The organism is Rhizobium lusitanum (assembly GCF_014189535.1).
Taxonomy (GTDB): domain Bacteria; phylum Pseudomonadota; class Alphaproteobacteria; order Rhizobiales; family Rhizobiaceae; genus Rhizobium; species Rhizobium lusitanum_C.
On record NZ_CP050308.1, the window covers coordinates 3814742 to 3834866 of the forward strand.

A 20125-nucleotide genomic window follows, 5' to 3' on the forward strand; every position below is an offset into this window, starting at 1 on the left:
GATGCACGTCAAGACTTGATGATTGTGTCGCTTAAAATTGTAGTATTGCAAGGGTTGCATCGGCGGTAACCGGCACGTCTGATTTACAAAACCTTCCTTGCCAAGCCCCCGGGCAGGGCGCATAATTATTTTCGGTATCGTCGGTTATAAAGCGGGCTCCGGCGAGCGTGTTGGCGTGCTTCCGCTCGACGGACGAGGCAGCGCGATGTTGGAAACCTCCATTTATCCCCAGGATTTACCCCTGTTTTCGGACGATCTGGATCGTCTGGAAAAGGTGCTGGATGCCGTCTGCAAGGATCGCGGTATCGATCATCGCGGCCCGGAAGCCGAGCGTCTCGGGGCACTGATCATCCAGCTCTATCGTCAGGGTGTGAAGGACGACGCGAAGCTTATCGCGCTGGCACGAGCTTATCTCTGACATCCAGGTATTTTTGTCGATGATAATCTAATCGATTTAAGCTGATTTCACATAGCAGCAATGATGCATTGTGCCTGTTCGAATCCTGTACTCCGCCCTATAGTTGCTGCATCGCACAAATAGAGTCGAGTTTCTCGATGTCGGCCCGCCTGGGACGAAGTGCGGTCGCTGCCCGCCAAACAAGATCAACAACGACGGGCGCGGATGATTGAAAGGTCTAGGATGAATTTCAAGGTTCCGAGCCGGCTCCGCCGTTTGCTCGTCGATTCCGTCGAGTTGCCACAGCTCAAGTTTCCCGTAACGCGGCCGCGCTCGCAGCCGGCGCGCCAGCGCGTATCCACGCAGCTCGTGCCGCAGAGCCTGACGGAGGTCTTGTGGTTCGGGCGCAATCCGGGTGACCTGCGCATGCTGGAATATGTGCCGCCGGGTGTCGAGGGGCCGATGCCGCTCGTTATCGTCCTGCACGGCTGTCAGCAGAATGTCGAGGATTTCGATCGTGCCAGCGGCTGGACAGCCTTGGCGCGCAAGCATGGCTTCGCGGTGCTTTATGCCGAGCAGAAGTCCTTCAACAATCCCAATCTCTGTTTCAACTGGTTTCGCCCGAGCTCGGTGACGCGCGACCGTGGCGAACTGGGTTCGATTCGCGAGATGATCGATTTCAGCTGTCGGCTGCACAAAATCGACGATAAGAGAATTTTCGTCATGGGCCTCTCGGCCGGTGGCGCCATGGCGTCGGCACTGCTCGCCACCTATCCGGAACTGTTCGCCGCCGGCGCCATCATTGGTGGCCTGCCATTTGGCGCGGCCCGCGATGCCATGTCGGCGCTCGATGTGATGAGACGGGGCTCTGCGCGCCCGGCCGACAAATGGGCCGAACTCGTCCGCGAAGTCTCGCCGGATGCCGTCCGTTTTCCGTCGGTCTCCATCTGGCATGGATCAGACGACGCCACCGTCTCATATGCCAATGCCGAGGCGTCGGTGGCACAGTGGCTGGCTGTGCACGAGCGCCCGCAGACGAAGGGCCGGTTGCGCCTATTTGAAGGCGGCGAGCGGCGCGAATGGCGCGGCGATCACGGTGACGTGGTGGTGTCCCTGGTAACTCTGAATGATTTTGGCCACGGCCTGCCGATCCGCTCGATCGTCGCGGGCAGGGAGCCGGCCAACGATACCGAGCGTTTCATCCTGTCCGCAGCCATCTCCGCGCCGGAGCAACTCGTTCAGAGTTGGGGCCTGGCGTAAGGGTCAGTCGTCGTTGGTGGCATTCAGGTTTTCCGGCCGAGTGCCGCCATTGTCCGCCCAGTGCTTGAAGCGGATGCCGGCACCGCCGTTTCCATCGCTGCCATTGGCGAGGAAAAGGACGCCACGGGCTTCGAGAACCGAGCGCACGGCGATAAGCGCCTTGGCGTCCGCCGAACTGACATCCGTTTCCAGCGTTTTGATCGTCGCCAGGGGCAGTTTGCTTTCGGCGGCAAGCGCCTCCGGTGTGAGGCCGAGCATGGCGCGTGCGCCGCGTAGTTGCGCTGATGTGATCATGGTTGAAATTTAGCGCAAAAGCCCGAAAATCGGAACTGATTTCGGATGGAATTCACCTGGAAACTGAAATCCGGTGGTGTTTTTCGTGCCTCCTTCAGGAGGCGCTGCGCAGCATGAGTTTTTCCGGCTTTCTCAATTGTGCGGGTGCGCGATAGCCGAGCAGTTCGAAATAGATTTCTTCCGTCGCGTCGGCCATGCCGGTGAGCGTATAACCGTCCTTACGCTGCCGGGCCTCCGTGGTGAAGTTCCGCAGCAATTTCGGGTCGGCGAAGCGTCGCATCGCCATCGCCAGTTCCGAAGGATCGTCCGTGTTGGCGACGATATAGCCGTTGCGGCCAGGCTCGATCACCGTGCGCGCGCCGCCGACGTCGGTCAAAAGCAGCGGCTTGCCGCCGGCCGCAGCCTCCAGCATGACATAGGACATGGCCTCGTAGCGGCTCGGCATGACGACGACGTCGAAGGCATCGATGGCGGCGGCACCGGGGATCGCATTATCGAGATGGGCGCGTCCCTCAAGGCCGGCGGCCTTGATCATGGCCTTGACCGTGTCGGCCAGTTCGCCGACCCCGATCATCAGCAGATGCGCTCGCGGCAACTCCCGGGCAATGCGGGCAAACGCCTCGACAAGCCGCTCCGGTGCCTTCTGTCGCGTCAGCCGGCCGACGAAGCCAAAGAGCAGGGCGTCTTGCGGTATGTCGTAGCGCGCACGGAGGGCGGCGCGTTGTCCGGCTGGCGGCGTGCTGACGCCGTTGACGACGATGCGCAGGCGGTCCTCCGGAATGCCCAGCGACCGCGCGTGATTATACTCATCGCGGGACACGCAGATCAGACGGTCGGACAACCGACTGCCAAGCAGCCGCTCGATGCCGCCATAGATCGTCCGGCCCTTGGACCCCAATGTCGGGTCCATGGTACGGAAGGCGTGCGGCGTATAGATGACCGGGACATGCGGCCCCGGCAGCCGCAGGCGCGTCAGCGCACCCGCCTTGGAGCTGTGGCCATGGATCAGATGGAATGGTCCGTGTTGCGCGACGATCCGGCGCATGTTCCACCACGCGATGATATCCCACGGCCCCGGCGCGCGTCGCATGGCGAGCGGAATGACGCTGTCGAGGCCCATGCTCTCCAGTTCCGCGACGAAGGCCGCTTCGGCGCGCAGCGGGGAATAGACCGCCGTCACGGAATGGCCCCGGCGCTGCATGGCGCGGCAGAGATCGAGGAAGTGTCGCCCGGAGCCACCGCCGCTCGGTTCGAGGACTTGCAGCAGCGACAGGCGCTTTATGGCGACATTGATGTTCACGGTGCCGCTTCCCTTCGGGTCAAGCCACGCTGATGATGGTGTTCGAGCGCCCCGCAGCCCCAGACGATACCGATCAGCATGTAGAGATGGCGCCAATGGTCGGTATCGATGACATTGCCGATGCCGACATGGCCGAGAATGACGATCCAGGCGATCATCACGTAAGGCTGCCAGGGCCGCTCCTTCAAAAGGTTGCGGAAGCCGATATAGATCGTCCAGCAGATCATGCTGACCCAGCAGAAGAAGCCGAGCCAGCCATAGGTGGTCAGTGTCTTCAGCCAGATATTGTGCTCGTCCTCGCGAAAGAGGGTGGAGAACACCAGCGGCCCGATGCCGAGCGGCCTTTCCATCGACATCATGAAGCCGAGGCGATGGCGCTCGAAGCGGCCGAGATGCCCGCCGTCGTAATCCTGCACGAGCTGGGTGCGCGTCGAGAACAGATCGCTGACCTGGTGGAATTGCAGCGCGACGATCAGCACGGCGACCATGAGAACGATCGCCGTCAGCGACATCACGAGGATGCGCAGCCGAAAGGCATTGCTGCGGTGCTTCAGCAGCATGCAGAAGATCAGCATCATGGAAGCGAAGCCGAACAGCGCCCAGGCGGCACGCGAGAAGGAGAGAAAGATGCCGAAGGCCAGAACGATGAGGCACAGTGCCTTGATCGGCGCCTTCTTGAGGTCGCCGATCAATATGCCATGCATGAGGAAAATGGTCGGTGTCACCAGGTAGGGACCAAAGACATTCGGGTCCTGGAAGGCGCCCATGGCACGGTCGTAGCGCGTGAAAATCCCGAAACCCGGAACGGCGTGGAAATAACCGAGGATGCCGAGGCTTGCCGTGATCAGCGCGGCCACGACCCAGGTGTTGAAGATCAGCTTCAGCCGTTTTTCGCTGTCCTCGATGATCGCGGCATAGAAGACGGCACTGAGCGCCAGGAAGGTGGAAACGGCGATATAGACCGGCCCGTCGAGATGATCGCTGGCACCGAGATCGCGCATCTGGGTCAGCGACAGCATGCCACCGACATTGAAGGCGAGGAACAGAGCCAGCAGCGGCGCGGTGCTGCGCGAGATCTTCAGCCCGAGGAGGAACCAGACGCCGATGAGAAAAGCGAGCCACAGTTCATAGGGTGCGGGCTCGGCAATGACGAAGCCCGACAGGAACACCCCGAAGGCGACGCAAGCCGTGCCGATCAGCCGGAACGTGGCAAGCTGCGGCCGGTCGACGCGCTGGTATGGGAGGTCGATCGCGGTCAATAGGCGTTTTCCGTGTTCAGAAGACGGAAGGGCGTCAGGAACAGGATCTTCAGATCGAAAAGCAGCGACCAGTTCTCGATGTAATAGAGGTCATAGGCCGTGCGGAACTTGATCTTGTCGTCGCTGTCGATCTCGCCACGCCAGCCGTTGATCTGCGCCCAGCCGGTGACACCGGGCTTGACGCGATGGCGGGCGAAATATCCCTCGACCACGTCGGCATAGGTGCGGTTGTGGCTCGCCGCCAGCACGGCATGCGGGCGTGGGCCGACGAGCGACAGGTTGCCGAGCAGCACGTTGAAGAGCTGTGGCAGCTCGTCGACCGAGGTCTTGCGGATGAAGCGGCCGACCGGCGTGACGCGGGGGTCGTTCTTGGTGACGGCGTTGCGGGCCGTCGGGTCGCTCATATGCGTGTACATCGAGCGGAACTTGAGGACCTTGATGATCTCGTTGTTGAAGCCGTGACGCTTCTGCATGAAGAAGACCGGCCCCTTCGAGGTCGTCTTAACCGCGATCGCGGCGGCAAGCATGACCGGCCAGAGCAGGAACAGCGCGAGCAGGCTGAAGAAGACATCGAAGATGCGCTTGGCAACGCCATCCCAATCGCGGATCGGCTTGTTGAAAATGTCGAGCATCGGCACGGCGCCGACATGCGAATAGGCGCGCGGGCGAAAGCGCAGCTTGTTGGCATGCGCCGCGAGGCGGATATCGGCAGGCAGCACCCAGAGCATCTTCAAAAGCTGCAGAATACGGTCTTCGGCGCTCATCGGCAGCGCGATGATCAGCATGTCGACCCGGGTGAGCCGGGCGAATTCGACCAGCTCCGGAACGGTACCGAGTTTCGGATAGCCTGCGATCATGACCGGAGAGCGCTTCTCGCCGCGATCGTCGAAGATCCCGCAGATGCGGATATCATTGTCGGGTTGATGCTCGAGCGCTCGGATCAGTTCCTTGGCCGGCTCGCCGCCGCCGACGATGACAGCGCGGCGCTCCATGATGCCGTTGCGGGCCCAATGACGGATGCCAAAGGCGAATATCAGGCGTGCGGCAACAAGGAAAACCGCACCGGCGACAAACCAGGTGGTGAGAAGGTGGGCAGAATAGACGCCATCGATGTGGAACAGCACGAGGGCAATGGCGACCACCGCGAACGCCGCCACCCATGGCAGCAGGATGCGCTGCAGGAAGCGGTGCGGCATGCGCAGCATCGGGATTTGATAGGCGTCGGCCACCTGCAGAAAGATGATGGTGAGTGCGCTGAGCGAGATCGTTACCGTTGCCCTCGCCAGGAAGGAATGATCGCCCGGTGCTGTCAGGAAGAAGAGAACCGCAAGGCCGACGACGAGCAGCCACAGGAATTCGAAGAGCCGGTATTGGCCGATGATGATTGCCGGCGTCTGGTTGCCTTCGCGAAACTGCTCGGCGATTTGGCGGGCATAGGCGTTGATGTCGCCTGACCGGTCATCTACGCCTCGTTCCTCTGTGCCGCGGGCGCGGATTTCCGAAACCTGCTTGCGAATATGGTCCAAGTCAAACTGCTTGGACTTCTCGATGGGGTTCATGGCAATTCATCCGATCGTTACCGGATATCGCCTAGCAGGTATGAGCTAAGAAACGCTTACAAGAGTTGTTTGTATTCTAACGTTCGGCACCTGGCTCAAGTATATTGTAATATAGGTTGACAGTATCCCTTGCCATGATCGAAGCTGAAAAGGCCGAGCGGATTGTCCCGATATCGGGCATGACGCGACGAGCCCAATCAGGCTCGGTAATGGCCTCGGCCATCACGCGCGAAAGATCGTCTGTATCGTCGGGAACCACAAGCGCCGCACTGTTCTCGCCAAGCGCTTCCGGAATACCCCCGACGCGCGAGGCGATCACTGCTTTTTCCGCCGCAAGTGCCTCGAGTACGATATAGGGCATGGCTTCCGCGCGTGAGGGGACGACGACGGTCTGCGACATGGCGAAGGCGTCATGCACGCGCATGGCGGGCAACAGGCCGATGCGCTGGCCGAGGCCACGCTCGATCATCATCGTCCGGTATTTGTCCCTGTCCGGTCCATCGCCGATCATCAGCGCGGAGAGGGGACGTCCAATCCGCCGCTCCGTCTTGGCGAAGGCCTCGACAAACAGATCGGGACCTTTGAGGTCCCGCAGCATGCCGATATAGACGAAATGGACCGCGTCCGATCGTGTGGGGGCGGTCCTGAAGTCGCTATCGCTGATGCCATTATAGATCAAAGCGGTGCGCGTGCGCGGCTTGCCGATCTTGCGTTCGTAACTTCGCCGTTCGAAATCGCAGATGAAGATCAGCCCGTCGGTCAGGAATTCCAGTATCCGCTCGAGGCTATGGACCAGAATGCCCTGCGGCGAGGTACGTGAGAAATGCAGGCTGCCGCCATGCGCTGTGTAGAGGCGGGCTACGCGATACTTCTTCACCCGCAGGACTGAGCCGATGATGCGTGCAAGCAGGCCGCCCTTGGCGCCATGCCCATGCAGCACATCCGGCCGCAAACTTTTGATTGTCTTGTAGCTTTTCCAGAGCGTCGTCATATCGGACAGGCTGATATGACGCCGGATCGGCATGCGCGTCACGCCGAGCGCAAGGAAGGGCCTGACATCGTCGAACAGCCGGTCCTCATGCTCCCCGCCGGTCAAGCTGTCGCAGAGAATGCCGACCTGATGTCCTGCCTTGCTCTGTTCCTCCGCCAGATCGCGGACGTGGCGGAAGACTCCGCCGACCGGTGATCTGAAGCAATGGAGGATGCGGAGCGGTTTTGTCATGATCGGGAACGGTCAGAAAAGCCGTTCGCGGACATAGATCGTATCGCCCGCCAGCACTGGATCCGAGATACCGACCCGACCGGTCATGACATGACCGTTGATCTTGCGGGTCACGTCGGCATTGGCCTGGTTGGCGCGGCTGCTGAAGCCGCCGGCAACCGCGATGGCGTTCTGGATCGTCATGCCGGGCACGTAGGAATATTGGCCAGGTTGGCCGACTTCGCCCATGATGTAGACCGAGCGGTAGCGGTCGATATCGATGGTGACATCGGGGTCGCGGATGTAACCCTGGCGAAGTTTCTGCGCGATCTGGCCGGAGAGCTGCTGCAGCGTGCGGCCGCGGGCAGGGACCTGGCCGATCAGCGGGAAGGAGATGTAACCGGCCTGGTCGACCGTATAGGTGTTGGTCAGGCCTTCCTGATCGAAGACGGTCACGCGTAGGCGATCGCCGCTATCCAGCATATAGGGCTGGATCGTCGCTTCACTGAAGGCTTTTGGCGCAGGCTGATAGGTGTTGCAGCCGCTGAGCGCGGCGCTTACGGCAGCCATGCCGAGTGCCAGGACAATCTTTGGCTTTGCGAAGGGCATTTCGCGCTCACGGGTGAGGAAAATCACTGTCGTCGTTATCGATCCGTTAGGGTTAACGGTCGGTAAAGAGCGAACAAAATTCCATGTCATTCATTAGCGATGTCGAAAACAATACTCGAAAATACTATTAACGCTTGGGTTACTATAGTCGTTTACGATTAAATTTGGCTTTATATTATGGAGTTCTTGTATATGCCCGGCATCAACAACAGCCAGCAGGATGTTGATATTGATCTCGCGCTGCTCTTTCGCGCCGTATGGCAGCGACGGCTGCAGGTCATCGCCATTACGCTTGTCGGCGCTTGTCTGGCGTTTGCCGTCGCCAAGGTCATCTCCCCGGAATATCGCAGCGAAACCCGCATTCTGATCGAGCAGCGCGCGCCGGCATTTGCGACGACGACGCAGAATAGCGATGCGGGCTCGGCTCCCTTGCTGGACGAGCTCAATATCGCCAGCCAGGTGCAGATCCTGCAATCGGCCGATCTCGTCAAGCAGGTGATTACCAATCTGAAGCTTTATGAGCATCCGGAATTCGACGCGGCGACCAGAAACTCCGCCTTTTCCGATATTCTGGTCATGCTGCACCTGAAGAAGAGCTCGCTCGATAAAGCGCCGGAAGAGCGGATGCTCGATGCCTTCACCAACCGGCTGCAGGTCTATCAGATCAACAGTTCCCGCGTCATCGGCGTCAGCTTCACGTCCCGCGACCCGGATTTAGCCGCCAGCGTTCCGAACGCCATGGCGCAGGTCTATCTGTCGATGCAGAGCGGCGCCAAGCTCGATTCCAATAGCGAGGCGACACGCTGGCTGGAGCCGGAGATCGCCAATCTGCGCGAGAAGGTCAGCGAAGCCGAAAAGAAGGTCGCCGACTACCGCTCCGCCAATGGCCTTCTGCAGACCAGCGACACCAATACCTTCGCGACACAGCAGCTTGCCGATATTTCCGGTCAGCTGGCGCAGGTGCGCGGTGAAAGGGCCAATGCCGAAGCACGCGCCCAGGCCGTGCGTGGCGCACTTGCCTCCGGCCGTTCCATCGATACCCTCACCGACGTCTCGGGCTCGCAAACCATCCAGCGGCTGAAGGCAACGCAATCCGGTCTGGAATCGCAGATCTCAGATCTGTCCACGAGCCTGATGGAGGGACATCCCCGGCTGAAGAGCCTGCGCGCCCAGCTGACCGATATCCGACAGCAGATCGACCGCGAGACGCAGAAGATTCTCGCCAGCATCGAGAGCGAAGCCAAGGTCGCGCAGTTGCGTGAACAGCAGCTTGTGGGGCAATCGAACACGCTGAAGGCTGACAGCGCGCGGGCAGGGCAGGATGAAGTCGGCCTCAATGCGCTGGTACGTGAAGCGACCGCGCAACGGCAGTTGCTGGAAACCTATCTCGCCCGCTATCGGGAGGCCGCTTCCCGCGTCAACAAGAATTCGAGCCCGGCGGATGCCCGCGTCGTCTCCCAGGCCGTCGAGCCGGTCGATCCCTATTTCCCCAAAGTCGGGCCGATCGTCGTCGTCGCCGCGCTCGCATCCTTCATCCTGACCTGCATTGTCATCATGCTGATCGAGCTCTTCAGCGGCCGCGCCCTGCGACCCGTTGGCCCGGCGGAGCGCGAGGCTTTGGTTCAGAAAGAAAGCGCTGCTCGTCCGATAACCGCTGCCAATGCACAACAGGGTGCTGTGCCGGCAAGCATGCTCTCCGTCGCTGCCGATCAGGCATTGGCGCGCGAGATGGAAGAGAAGATCGATTTCGGACATTTGCCCCACGAGGCAGCTGAAGAGATGGAAGACGAGGAGGATTTCTCCATACAGTCGGTCGCCGACTATCTGATCGACCGTGGCTCCCGCCTCGCCATTGCCATATCGCCGACCGGTGACAATGGCTCGACGGCAACCGTGATGCTGGCGCGCACCATTGCCGATGCCGGATGCCGCATCGTGCTTGTCGATATGACGGGAACCGGCTGCCCGTCGCGGCTGATGGCCGAATCCGACGATCTTTCAGGCGTGACGGACCTTCTCTGCGGGGAGGCCGCCTTTGCCGATACCATTCACCCCGATCGGCTATCCGACGCCCATCTCGTGCCGCAGGGCACCAGCGACGTCAGTCGCGCGATGCGCGGCGCCGACCGTCTGTCGCTCATCCTCGATGCGCTCGGTTCGGCCTATGACATCGTTCTGGTCGAATGCGGTGCCGCCGACGTCTCCGGCGTCGCCAAACTGACGCGTAGCAAGGATACGGAAATCCTGCTTTCCATGCCGGAGCCCGACGAAGACCAGTTCATGACGGCGATGACGGAATTCCAGAAGGCGGGCTATGAGCACATCATCCTGATGTCCGGCTGGCGCGCCGAGCGTGGCTCCGACGCTCGCCAGCACGCGGCCTGATCAGTCCTTGTCGATCTCTTCCGTTGAAGCGGAACCGCCACCTTGCCGTGCCCGCTGTCGCTGAATCAGGCCATAGAGCCACGGACTGGCCTTGATGGCCGTCTTGGCGCGGGTCATGCCTCTCTGTGCGAAAGCCGCGACATGGCCGACCGCTGAAGTCGGCAGGATCAGATCGTGCTGCACGGTCTCCACCGGGCACCAGGAGCGCTTGTACCCCTGATCGCCAATGCCGAAGTCGAAAAGGGCGACGCCCTCGCGATGCAGCCGCTCGATCATCAGCCAGAATAGCAGTTCGCCGGGGCTCGCCTCAGGAACCAGCGTCTCGTCGATCGAGGCGAACTGGCAGATGACGTGATCGCCCTTGCGCGATAACGCGGCAACCGCCGGGATGTGGCCCTCATGCTCACCTTTCAGCCGCAGCGCATGCATCTCGAGCGTGGTATTGGATCCTGCCACGTCCCGGTGCGCTAACAGCCGGTGCAGGGCGGATTGTGTCGATGCATCCCGGAACACGTCCGGCAAGCCCGCCGCCTTGAAGCGAACTGCCTTCTGCTGGAAGAACAGGTCGAGTAGCGCATCCTGTTGATCAGGCCCCGCGATCACATGCTCATAGCCACCCTTGTCATCGAGGATGCGGCTTTGGTGTTTGAATTTCTTGCGCCGCCGCTTCGCATTCACCTGTTTCAGGGTTGCTTCGAAGGAGCCGAGGAAAGGCAGTTGAAAGGCGTGGTTCTGGTTTTCGACCGCTGGCAGCGAGGCGAGGGGGCTTTTGCGGCCGCGCCATGCGAGCGGCACATTGCGCAGCAACATCAGGTCGGCCTTGCTGCGCAGCGCCTGCACGATCTCGGCCTGTAGTGAGACCGTGATGCCATCGGCTGCGGTCTCCAGAAATTCCGCGGAGAACAAACCGGTATTAATATTGCTATGACGTGCGCCGATGAATTCGGCACGGCGCACGCCTTTGGTGCGGACGATCTCTAGCGGCAGGATGAATGCGGTGCGCCCGTTGAAAGAGCCGCTGACGATTGCCAGTCGATGCCCAGAGGTTTCGACCCAGGCCGCGCACCAGTCATAGCTCTGGTGAAGCGAGGCGAGATCGTCCTGCTCCAACGCTCGCCATTCGGCTTCCAACGGCGCCATATTGTCGAAGACTTCGATGTTGATGCTACCATTCGCTGCCGATGGCACGGCAGCGGACGCAATATCCCAGCGCACCGCATTCGTAGCGGGCATGTCAGCGATATCGAGCTTCTGCCTCTGCACCTGATGTCTCCGATCGGACGGCATTCGGGCACAGTCTTCGCTGAGGCAGCTTATTTTTGATTTAAGGTGAGGTCATACGGCGGATTTCCCGCTTATCACGGTTATCCCCGCGTTAATCCGCGATGGATTGAACCGATGTTTATCGGGCGCGGGGTCCGGCCATCCACTTGATGATCCCCATCGCCGGCAGCACCCAGATGATGCCGCTGATGAAGAAATAGAGGAAATGCATCCAGCCGGGTTGATCGGCCAGCGTGCGCACTGCCACGATCATCGCCACGATTGCATAGATCACCACCAATAGGACGAGCAGGATCATGCCGACAAATTTGCGCAGGCGAAGGGGCACGGGTTGGTTTCTCCTCTTACGACGGCATACCGCGACGGCATGCCGCAAACTCCCGGGACTTGTTTTGCACGCCCCCATCAGGCAAATCAACAGGCGGATTGAAGGGAGACTCCATGGCTGTCGCTAATTTGACGTCGGAACAGGCTGTTTTGAACGAAGTGGCCCGTCAGGACCACAATCGCCGTGCTATCCGCATCTGGCTCGGTTGTGTGCTTCTGGCGCTTTTTGCCCTCGTGCTGGTGGGCGGCGCGACGCGCCTCACCGAATCCGGCCTGTCGATCACAGAGTGGCAACCGATCCATGGCGTCGTCCCGCCGCTCAATGCACAGGAATGGCAGGAGGAGTTCGATCTCTACAAGCGCATTCCACAGTTCCAGCTACTGAACAAGGATATGACGGTCGACGAGTTCAAGGGCATCTTCTGGTGGGAGTGGGCGCATCGCTTCCTTGCCCGCGCCATGGGCGTCATCTTCGGCGTACCGCTGCTGTTCTTCGTGCTGACCGGCCGCGTCGAGCGCAAGCTATGGCTGCCGCTTGGCGGTATTTTCCTGCTCGGCGGGCTGCAAGGAGCGATCGGCTGGTGGATGGTGTCGTCCGGTCTGCAAGCGCGTACCGACGTCAGCCAGTATCGCCTGGCCACCCACCTTGTCACCGCCTGTCTGATCTTTGCCGCCTGCATGTGGTTCATGCGCGCGCTGTCGCCGCATTCGAACGAACCGGCGCCGACGCGCTATTCGGCGAAACTCGCCGGCCTCATCGCCTTCATGGCGCTATTCCAGATCTATCTCGGCGCGTTGGTTGCCGGTCTTGACGCGGGCATGTCCTACAATACCTGGCCGCTGATGGATGGCGCGGTGGTGCCGGGTGGGCTGTTCGTGCAGTCGCCGGGCTGGATCAATTTCTTCGAGAACCCGAAGATGGTGCAATATGTCCATCGTCTTGGCGCCTATGCGCTTTTTGCCGTCGTCGCGATCAATATGATCATCTCGTTGCGTGCTGCGGCACAGACGACGCATGCCCGCCGCTCAGTGGTGTTATTCGTGCTGGTGCTGATCCAGGCTATCCTCGGCATCACGACGCTGCTCTTGCAGGTGCCGCTGCATCTGGCGCTGGCCCATCAGGCCGGCGCGCTGATCGTATTTGGCTTTGCCATTGCCAACTGGCGCGGTTTCTATGGTGAATATCCGCGCCAGACGGTCATTGCGGTGAGGGGCTGAGGCGGATGATCGCCTCGCTCTCTTGTTTCGCAAAGCTTCAGCGCGACGCAATATTGCTAGGCGCCGACGATAGACGCGTCACCACCTGTATACGCTTGAATTCGCCGCGCTTGAAGGCAGCCAGGAAGCGGCCGTAATCCTTAAAGACCACGCAGCCATTCGATTCGCCGCGGCCTCCTCTGAGCATGTACGAGTGAGTGAGCAAGCCGTCACGGCCATAGACGCGGGCGCCGTTCGCGGGTGTCAGACGCAGCGCCTGCACGCCATGGAACAGACTTTCCCTATATGTCAGGTTATAAGTTTCAGGCGGCGTCGGGCCGGTATTTTTGCGGTCGACATAGCGGGGATTGTCACGCATGTGGCCGAGACCGGAATGCGCTTCGAGGCGTTCGCCGCTCGGCAGATAGACGGTTCCGGCCGAGATATCGTAGATGGCAGTGCCGTTGCCGCCGCGCGGGCTGATAGCCGCGAAGGGGTTGAGGAAGGGTTTCGGCCGGGTTTCGTCGTCGTCCGTCTTGGCATAGGCCATCAAACGCGCGGGCGGCGCCACGACAACCGTGTCGTCGCTGCGGGACCTGGCTGGCGCAGCGGAGGCGACAACGGGCGCCCTTTCCACGACATGCTCCGGGCGGGCGAGCGGTATTACGCTCGGCAGGTTTTCGGCGACCGGCAAAGTCTCCGCGACGGGCAGGTCGGCGTCATTTGCAGGAAGCGGCACAGCGTCAATTACTGCCGGCACGCTGGCAAGGGGAGCAGCGGAGGCAATCTCAATCGGCTGCGGGGCGGCATTCACTGAGGCTACCGTCGGCAAGGATGCGGCGGCATATCTGGCCTGCATCAGCGGTAGAACGGTGTTGGCGAAGTTGAGGGCGATCACCTTGCGCAGATGGTCGATCGCGGCGGGCGACGCCTCCATGACCGGACGGCCGCCTTTCATGCTTGATGCAGAAACTTGCGCCTGTCGAAACTCGGAGGCTTGCTGCGCAAGAGCGCTTGCAAGCTGTGCACGCATCGCATCGGCAGCGGTTGCCTTGGGCTGAACGACGACGTCCCTAGTCGCCGTATATCCGGCCCCGCCGATCGGTGCGTCGGCCGGCACGCGGCTCGCGTGACTTTGCTGGTTCACCGGCAAGGTCTGGCTCGCCACGCGGGCAGGGCGCGTCAGATGGCTCTGCGGTACGATAAAGGCGGATGCCCTCGGCGTGAACGAATCAATCGCCGACATATTCGCGCCAGGCAAGGACAGAACCATCGATTGCGTGGTGATCAGGGTCGCGGCCACCCATGCGAAGGCCGCGACGGAAACGCCGGTGATAACTGTGCCGGGACTGATCCCGGAGGATTTTTTCCGGCGCAGAGCGGACCCGGAACGGGGATTGAAGTTACCGAACGTCTCGGTCGCAAACGCCATGATACTCGTTATCCAAACTAAATACGCACCACGCCGGCTCACAAAGGGCCCATGCCGGGACGCAAAACCTGCGTCCGGCCGTCACTTTGCCGGTTATCGGAAAGCATGCCGAATTATGGTAACCAATTCCTTTACGCTGGCGCGATCTTGAAAATTGCCTGACGAGCATTGCCCATAGCCGCTACGTCCCGGAGCGGCTGATGCAGGCCGTAGGGAGTGAATGTGGCGTAATTATCACACGCAATCAATTTTTCGTTGAGCGGTGAATTCGCTGTATGGGCCGGTCGGCTCACCTTGTCGGTAAAGCATTCGTCAAATGCATTCGGCGGCCGGAATGAAATCCCGAGCGCCGAAGATTGGAAATGCCGCTGAAAAATCTCAGGCGGAGAGCATCAGGTCCATATTCTGGACCGCAGCGCCCGAGGCACCCTTGCCGAGATTGTCGAGCAAGGCGACGAGATTGACCTGCGTGGTGCCCGGCGTGCCGAACACGAACAGCTTCATCGTGTCTTGTCCGGCTAGCTCGACCGCATTGACGCGCGGCAAGGCGCGGCTATCGGCGAGGGGGACGACCTGTACGATGTCCTGGCCGGCAAAATGGGCGGCAAGCGCGGCATGGATGCTTTCCATCGTCGCGCCTTCGGCAAGGTCGTCGAGATACAACGGCACCTGCACGATCATGCCCTGCGGGAACTTGCCGACCGAGGGGGAGAAGATCGGCGCGCGGTCGAGCAGCCCATGCGTCATCATTTCCGGTACGTGCTTGTGAGTCAGCGGCAGGCCATAGAGGAAATGCGGGGAGGTGATCGCATCCGGATGCTCGGCATTTTCCATCTGCGCGATCATCTGCTTGCCGCCGCCGGTATAGCCGGAAACGGCATTAACGGTCACGGGATAGCCGTCCGGCAGGATGCCGGCAACACGCAGTGGGCGGATGAGAGCGATGGCGCCGGTCGGATAGCAGCCCGGATTCGCGACGAAACGCGCGCTCGTGATCTTGCCGCCCTGTTCCTTGTCCATTTCGGCAAAGCCATAGGCCCAGTCCGGATGTACGCGGAATGCGGTCGACGTGTCGATGACGCGGACATTGTTGTTGGCCGAAACCATCTTGACTGCTTCCTTCGACGCATCGTCGGGCAGGCAGAGAATGGCGATATCGGCGCTGTTCAGCATGTCTTCGCGGATGGCGGCATTACGCCGTTCTGCTTCCGGAATGGACAGAAGCTCGACGTCGCGGCGGTCGGCCATGCGCGTGCGGATCTGCAAGCCCGTGGTTCCGTGTTCGCCATCGATGAAGATCTTCGGTGCCATGTTCTTTATTCCTGTTCTTTCAATAGGTTCAGAATGTTTCCGGACTCAGTTTGCCATGAAGTTGATTCAAAATGATAACAGCTGCTTTGGTCCAGTCATGACCTTATCCGAAAACCGCTTCGCACTTTTCGGGATCATGCCCTAACGTCCAGCCGCACGCCTTTCAGCGTGGAGACCGAGCATATACATCGCCACCGTCGCCCCTGCAATGGCGGTGATGTCGGCATGGTCATAGGCCGGTGATACCTCAACGACATCGGCGCCCTTGATATCGAGTTGATGCAGGCGCTGCAGCGTCGAGAGGATTTTCGCGCTCGACGGACCGCCCGCGACCGGCGTTCCCGTGCCCGGCGCATAGGCTGGGTCGAGGCAATCGATATCGAAGGTCAGGTAAGTGGGCGCGCCCCTGGTATGGGTGATGATGGTAGAGGCGATATCGGCTGCACTCATATCCTCGACCTCGTGGCTATAAAGAACCCGGATGCCGTAATCCTCCGGCGCATGCGTGCGGATGCCGATCTGGATGGAACGGTCGGGATCGATCAGGCCGTCGCGGGCGGCACGGGCGACGAAGGAGCCATGGTCGATGCGCCGGCCATCGTCGAACCAGGTGTCCTGATGCGCGTCGAATTGTACCAGCGCCAAAGGCCCGTGCTTGGCGGCATGCGCTTTGAGCAACGGCCATGTGACGAAATGATCGCCGCCGAGCGTCAGCAGGAAGGCGCCGGTGTCGAGAATGGTGTTCGCCTGGCGCTCGATCGCCGCCGGCGTTTCCTGGTGGTTGCCGTAATCGAGCAGGCAGTCGCCATAGTCGATGACGGACATCTCGGCAAAGAGGTCGCGATTGAAGGGGTATTGCGGGTCGTTGTCGAAGATCGCCGAGGCGCGGCGGATCGCCTGCGGCCCGAAGCGTGTTCCCGGCCGGTTGGATGTCGCTGCGTCAAAGGGGATGCCCCAGACGACGGCATCGACGCCTTCCAGCGATTTGGTGAAGCGGCGGCGCATGAAGGAGAGCGCGCCGGCAAAAGTCGGGTCGCTGGCCGCGGATGTCAGGCTGGTTGCTGTAAAGGCATGATCGATCGACGTGCTCGGCACTGACTTTTCCTTCGGTTACGCTGAAAGCACAGTCTATCTCGACGCACACAAGCGTCCATGCCTGCAGGGCTTCAAATGGAGGGTTTTCCCGTCTTTGCTATTTTTTGGCTGGAGCCGTGCATTGATATGCCTGCTTGACACAAGCGATTTGCGGCGTGGAGCATTCGGCTTTTCCGTCGGCAAGTGTGCAGATCGAGCATTGATCGGTGAACTCCTTGCAATCCGGATTGGTCTGTATGAATTCCTTCATGCTTTCCATCCGTGCCTGCTCTTCCGTCGCCGGTTGCGGAGCGTCTGCCGAAAAGGCAGGCGAGATGCCCGATATCAAAAGCAAAAATGGCAGGATCAATGCGGCTATCGTCCGTGTCATCCTAAAGCTCCTCCATGAGTGATGCGGGAGTTTGCCATAAAATGCGCGCTTTGCCTGCATGGCGATATTGCATCCGTCAAAAAGAACAGGAAAAACAAAAAGGCCGGGCGAAAACCCGGCCTTTCCAAAATCCGATCTCGGATAAGCGACTAACGCTTGGAGAACTGGAACGAACGACGTGCCTTCGCACGGCCGTACTTCTTGCGTTCGACAACGCGGCTGTCGCGGGTCAGGAAGCCGCCCTTCTTCAGGACCGGGCGCAGGCCCGGCTCAAAGTAGGTCAGAGCCTTGGACAGGCCGTGACGAACGGCACCGGCCTGGCCGGAGAGACCGCCACCGGCAACGGTGGCAATGATGTCGAACTGGCCATCACGGGCAGCAGCGAAGATCGGCTGACGCAGGATCATCTGCAGAACCGGACGGGCGAAATAAGCCGTGTAGTCCTTGCCATTGACGATGATTTTGCCAGAGCCGGCCTTGAGCCATACGCGGGCAACTGCGTCCTTGCGCTTGCCGGTCGCGTAGGAGCGACCAAGCGAGTCAACCTTGCGGACGTGAACGGGAGCAGCTGCTTCCGATACCGTGCCGAGATCCTTCAGGGAAGAGAGATCAGCCATTATCAGGCGCTCCTTACGTTCTTCTTGTTCAGCTTGGCGACGTCGAGAACGACGGGCTGCTGGGCTTCATGGGGATGGTTCGAGCCGGTGTAGACGCGCAGGTTCTTCATCTGGCGACGGCCGAGCGGGCCGCGGGGAACCATGCGTTCGACAGCCTTCTCGACGACGCGCTCCGGGAAGCGGCCTTCGATGATCTGACGAGCGGTACGCTCCTTGATGCCGCCGGCATAACCGGTGTGCCAGTAGTAAACCTTGTCTTCGTACTTCTTGCCGGTGAAAACGATCTTGTCGGCATTGATGACGATGACGTTGTCGCCGTCGTCGACGTGCGGCGTAAAGGTAGCCTTATGCTTGCCACGCAGACGCATAGCGATGATAGAAGCGAGACGACCAACGACAAGCCCTTCGGCGTCGATGAGAATCCACTTCTTCTCCACCTCTGCAGGCTTCTGGGAGAAGGTTGCCATGTTGTATACTCTCTTTTAGGACCCCGGAACCCGAAGGCATCAGGGCGTTTCTTGTTGCTTGGTTTGGCGAGCGAAACGCACGCCAAAAAGAAAACAGCCCGGAAAGGCTGTAATCTGGGGCGGCTTATAGAGGGAATGTGCGGGAAGGTCAATATGACGGATTTTGACGGCTATAAAAATTAACGAGTAGAATCAGTATGTTGATTGCGTGGTATCTATATACCACATAGTTTCTGACCTCAAACCAGCTTTAGGATCAATACGCCCGCGGCAATGATCGCGCCGGCAATATAGCGCCAGATGCTTGAGCGTTCCTTTAGAATGACCACGGAAATCACCAGCGCGAACAGGATCGAGGTTTCGCGCAATGCCGCGACGGTGGCGACGGGCGCCTTTGTCATGGCCCATAGCGCCAGGCCGTAGGATGCGATGGAGCCGGCGCCGCCGATCAGGCCGCGCCACCAGTTGTAGTGGACATGGGCGGCCACGGCGTTCACGCCGCGCTGCGAGATCGCCCAGGTGAACAGCAGCACCGGTGGCAGCAGCGACATCCACAGCGTATAGGATATGGAGTTGCCCGATAGCCGCGCGCCGATGCCGTCGACATAGGTATAGGTAGCGATCACCACGGAATTGGAAAGCGCGAGCTTAATGGCTGTCCGGCCGCCCTTCCGCGCTTCGAAGGCCAGCGTCATGATGCCCGCGCAGATGGTCATGATGCCAAGCACAGCCCCGCCCGACAGGCTCTCCTTGAGGATGAAGCCGCTGGTCGCCGCGATGATCATCGGTGCAACACCACGCATCAGGGGGTAGACGAGGCCGATATCACCGGCGCGATAGGCTGCGGCCACCAACTGGAAATAGGCGAACTGCAGGATCGCCGACGCGCCGATGAAGGGCCACGCGGCCGAGGCTGGCAGCGGCAGAAATGCCAGAAAGGGCAGGGCGGTGACCGCGCCGCCTGCCGAAACCAAAGCCGCATCCAGCGACTTGTCCGTACCGGCCTTGATGATCGCGTTCCAGGTCGCGTGCAGCAGAGCCCCGAAAAGGACAAGGGCGATGACGTCAAGAGACACGGAAACCTCGGGAAAATAGGCGATGGCCGGAAAAATTTTGATAATTTGTGGTTATCTCGCCGCCATTTGATCCTCAATGCGTCAAAAAGCAACAGACCAAGCGTTTGTGGAACAGCATGGCGTACCACCGTGTCCCTGCTTCTCAGGAAAAGCATCGCTCATCTTGTTTCCCATTTGTTCTATTTCCGATATGCAACTATAAGACGTTTCTAATGCATGTGGGTATGAAGCAAGAACAAAAATTGGATGTGGAGTGAACGCATTATGACGGCTCTTGTCGATAAATTCCCAAAGCGCTTTGAATCTCTCTCAGAGAAATAGGGTTAACCAATTTGAAGAATCGGCCGGTTCGATCGTCGGTTGAACGGGCGCGGCGAGTATGCGTCGGCATAAAAGACGACAAATGGATCAGGATATCGGAAAACTGCAGGAGCAATAACCTATCCGTGCGACTCTGGCTTTTTCTGGTGAAATCGACTATCATTCCGGCATGAAACAATAATAAGTAATATTTATTGTGGAATGAAGGGTTTTTTAACCGCATCCTTTTCTCACATAAATCTATGTTTTGGCATATATCTCCGTTCACATTCTGTTCTTATTCGATAACTTATTATAAGGCTTCGCTAATTAGCCTCTGAATAGAAAGTGAACAAAAATCGCATTTCATGAGAACACAACCCGC

General features: G+C 59.9%; 19 protein-coding genes. 4 read left to right on the top strand and 15 right to left on the bottom strand.

Annotation, left to right across the window (positions count from 1 at the left end; translation table 11 throughout):
* Window positions 1–205 precede the first annotated feature (205 nt).
* Together HB780_RS32230 and HB780_RS32235 are read left to right on the top strand one after the other, a co-directional pair.
* Window positions 206–418, top strand: a complete 213-nt coding sequence (locus HB780_RS32230) for a hypothetical protein (RefSeq protein WP_183692505.1) — start codon at window positions 206–208, stop codon at window positions 416–418.
* 222 nt (window positions 419–640) lie between these two features.
* Complete coding sequence (locus tag HB780_RS32235; RefSeq protein WP_183692507.1) at window positions 641–1657, top strand: extracellular catalytic domain type 1 short-chain-length polyhydroxyalkanoate depolymerase; 1017 nt, start codon at window positions 641–643, stop codon at window positions 1655–1657.
* Window positions 1658–1660: 3 nt separating this feature from the next.
* Here the strand turns inward: HB780_RS32235 and HB780_RS32240 are convergent, their stop codons facing one another.
* The 6 genes from HB780_RS32240 to HB780_RS32265 form a co-directional block, all read right to left on the bottom strand.
* Window positions 1661–1951 carry a helix-turn-helix domain-containing protein gene (locus HB780_RS32240; RefSeq protein ID WP_183692509.1) on the bottom strand — a complete coding sequence of 97 codons (291 nt, stop codon included), beginning with the start codon at window positions 1949–1951 and terminating at the stop codon, window positions 1661–1663.
* Between the two features lie 94 nt (window positions 1952–2045).
* Window positions 2046–3251 (bottom strand): glycosyltransferase family 4 protein, encoded by a 1206-nt coding sequence (locus tag HB780_RS32245; RefSeq protein WP_183692511.1) that lies wholly within the window; start codon window positions 3249–3251, stop codon window positions 2046–2048.
* Window positions 3248–4510 (bottom strand): O-antigen ligase family protein, encoded by a 1263-nt coding sequence (locus tag HB780_RS32250; protein WP_183692513.1) that lies wholly within the window; start codon window positions 4508–4510, stop codon window positions 3248–3250. Before HB780_RS32250 ends, HB780_RS32245 begins: the two co-directional genes overlap by 4 nt.
* Window positions 4507–6069 carry an undecaprenyl-phosphate glucose phosphotransferase gene (locus HB780_RS32255; protein ID WP_183692515.1) on the bottom strand — a complete coding sequence of 521 codons (1563 nt, stop codon included), beginning with the start codon at window positions 6067–6069 and terminating at the stop codon, window positions 4507–4509. The genes HB780_RS32250 and HB780_RS32255 overlap by 4 nt, the downstream gene beginning before the upstream one ends.
* A 76-nt stretch (window positions 6070–6145) precedes the next feature.
* Window positions 6146–7291, bottom strand: a complete 1146-nt coding sequence (locus HB780_RS32260) for a glycosyltransferase family 4 protein (protein ID WP_183692517.1) — start codon at window positions 7289–7291, stop codon at window positions 6146–6148.
* 12 nt (window positions 7292–7303) lie between these two features.
* The gene (locus HB780_RS32265; protein ID WP_183692519.1) at window positions 7304–7879 is read right to left on the bottom strand and encodes a polysaccharide biosynthesis/export family protein; all 576 of its coding nucleotides are present in this window, start codon (window positions 7877–7879) and stop codon (window positions 7304–7306) included.
* 192 nt (window positions 7880–8071) lie between these two features.
* Here HB780_RS32265 and HB780_RS32270 point away from each other — a divergent pair, with 192 nt between their 5' ends.
* Complete coding sequence (locus HB780_RS32270) at window positions 8072–10264, top strand: GumC family protein (protein WP_183692521.1); 2193 nt, start codon at window positions 8072–8074, stop codon at window positions 10262–10264.
* Here the strand turns inward: HB780_RS32270 and HB780_RS32275 are convergent, their stop codons facing one another.
* Together HB780_RS32275 and HB780_RS32280 are read right to left on the bottom strand one after the other, a co-directional pair.
* Window positions 10265–11527 carry a GNAT family N-acetyltransferase gene (locus HB780_RS32275; protein ID WP_183692523.1) on the bottom strand — a complete coding sequence of 421 codons (1263 nt, stop codon included), beginning with the start codon at window positions 11525–11527 and terminating at the stop codon, window positions 10265–10267.
* Window positions 11528–11666: 139 nt separating this feature from the next.
* A complete protein-coding gene (locus HB780_RS32280; protein ID WP_183692525.1) occupies window positions 11667–11876 on the bottom strand; it encodes a DUF2842 domain-containing protein in 210 nt (69 codons plus the stop codon).
* 113 nt (window positions 11877–11989) lie between these two features.
* Between HB780_RS32280 and HB780_RS32285 the strand changes: the two genes are divergently transcribed.
* The gene (locus tag HB780_RS32285) at window positions 11990–13093 is read left to right on the top strand and encodes a COX15/CtaA family protein (RefSeq protein WP_183692527.1); all 1104 of its coding nucleotides are present in this window, start codon (window positions 11990–11992) and stop codon (window positions 13091–13093) included.
* Window positions 13094–13130: 37 nt separating this feature from the next.
* On the opposite strand, the gene HB780_RS32290 is transcribed toward HB780_RS32285, so the two are convergent.
* The 7 genes from HB780_RS32290 to HB780_RS32320 all read right to left on the bottom strand — a co-directional run bounded on the left by HB780_RS32290 (window position 13131) and on the right by HB780_RS32320 (window position 19440).
* On the bottom strand, window positions 13131–14504 hold the full coding sequence (locus HB780_RS32290) for a tlde1 domain-containing protein (protein ID WP_183692529.1): 1374 nt from the start codon (window positions 14502–14504) through the stop codon (window positions 13131–13133).
* A 378-nt stretch (window positions 14505–14882) separates the two neighbouring features.
* The gene (argC, locus tag HB780_RS32295; RefSeq protein ID WP_183692531.1) at window positions 14883–15815 is read right to left on the bottom strand and encodes an N-acetyl-gamma-glutamyl-phosphate reductase; all 933 of its coding nucleotides are present in this window, start codon (window positions 15813–15815) and stop codon (window positions 14883–14885) included.
* A gap of 141 nt (window positions 15816–15956) precedes the next feature.
* Complete coding sequence (speB, locus tag HB780_RS32300; RefSeq protein WP_183692533.1) at window positions 15957–16910, bottom strand: agmatinase; 954 nt, start codon at window positions 16908–16910, stop codon at window positions 15957–15959.
* Window positions 16911–17007: 97 nt separating this feature from the next.
* Window positions 17008–17340 (bottom strand): hypothetical protein, encoded by a 333-nt coding sequence (locus HB780_RS32305; protein ID WP_286203101.1) that lies wholly within the window; start codon window positions 17338–17340, stop codon window positions 17008–17010.
* 89 nt (window positions 17341–17429) lie between these two features.
* Window positions 17430–17897 (bottom strand): 30S ribosomal protein S9, encoded by a 468-nt coding sequence (gene rpsI / locus HB780_RS32310; protein WP_037194169.1) that lies wholly within the window; start codon window positions 17895–17897, stop codon window positions 17430–17432.
* A 2-nt stretch (window positions 17898–17899) separates the two neighbouring features.
* Window positions 17900–18364, bottom strand: a complete 465-nt coding sequence (gene rplM, locus HB780_RS32315) for a 50S ribosomal protein L13 (RefSeq protein ID WP_034487063.1) — start codon at window positions 18362–18364, stop codon at window positions 17900–17902.
* Window positions 18365–18603: 239 nt separating this feature from the next.
* Entirely contained in the window at window positions 18604–19440 is an 837-nt protein-coding gene (locus tag HB780_RS32320; protein WP_183692535.1) for an EamA family transporter, read from the bottom strand.
* Window positions 19441–20125: the final 685 nt, after the last annotated feature.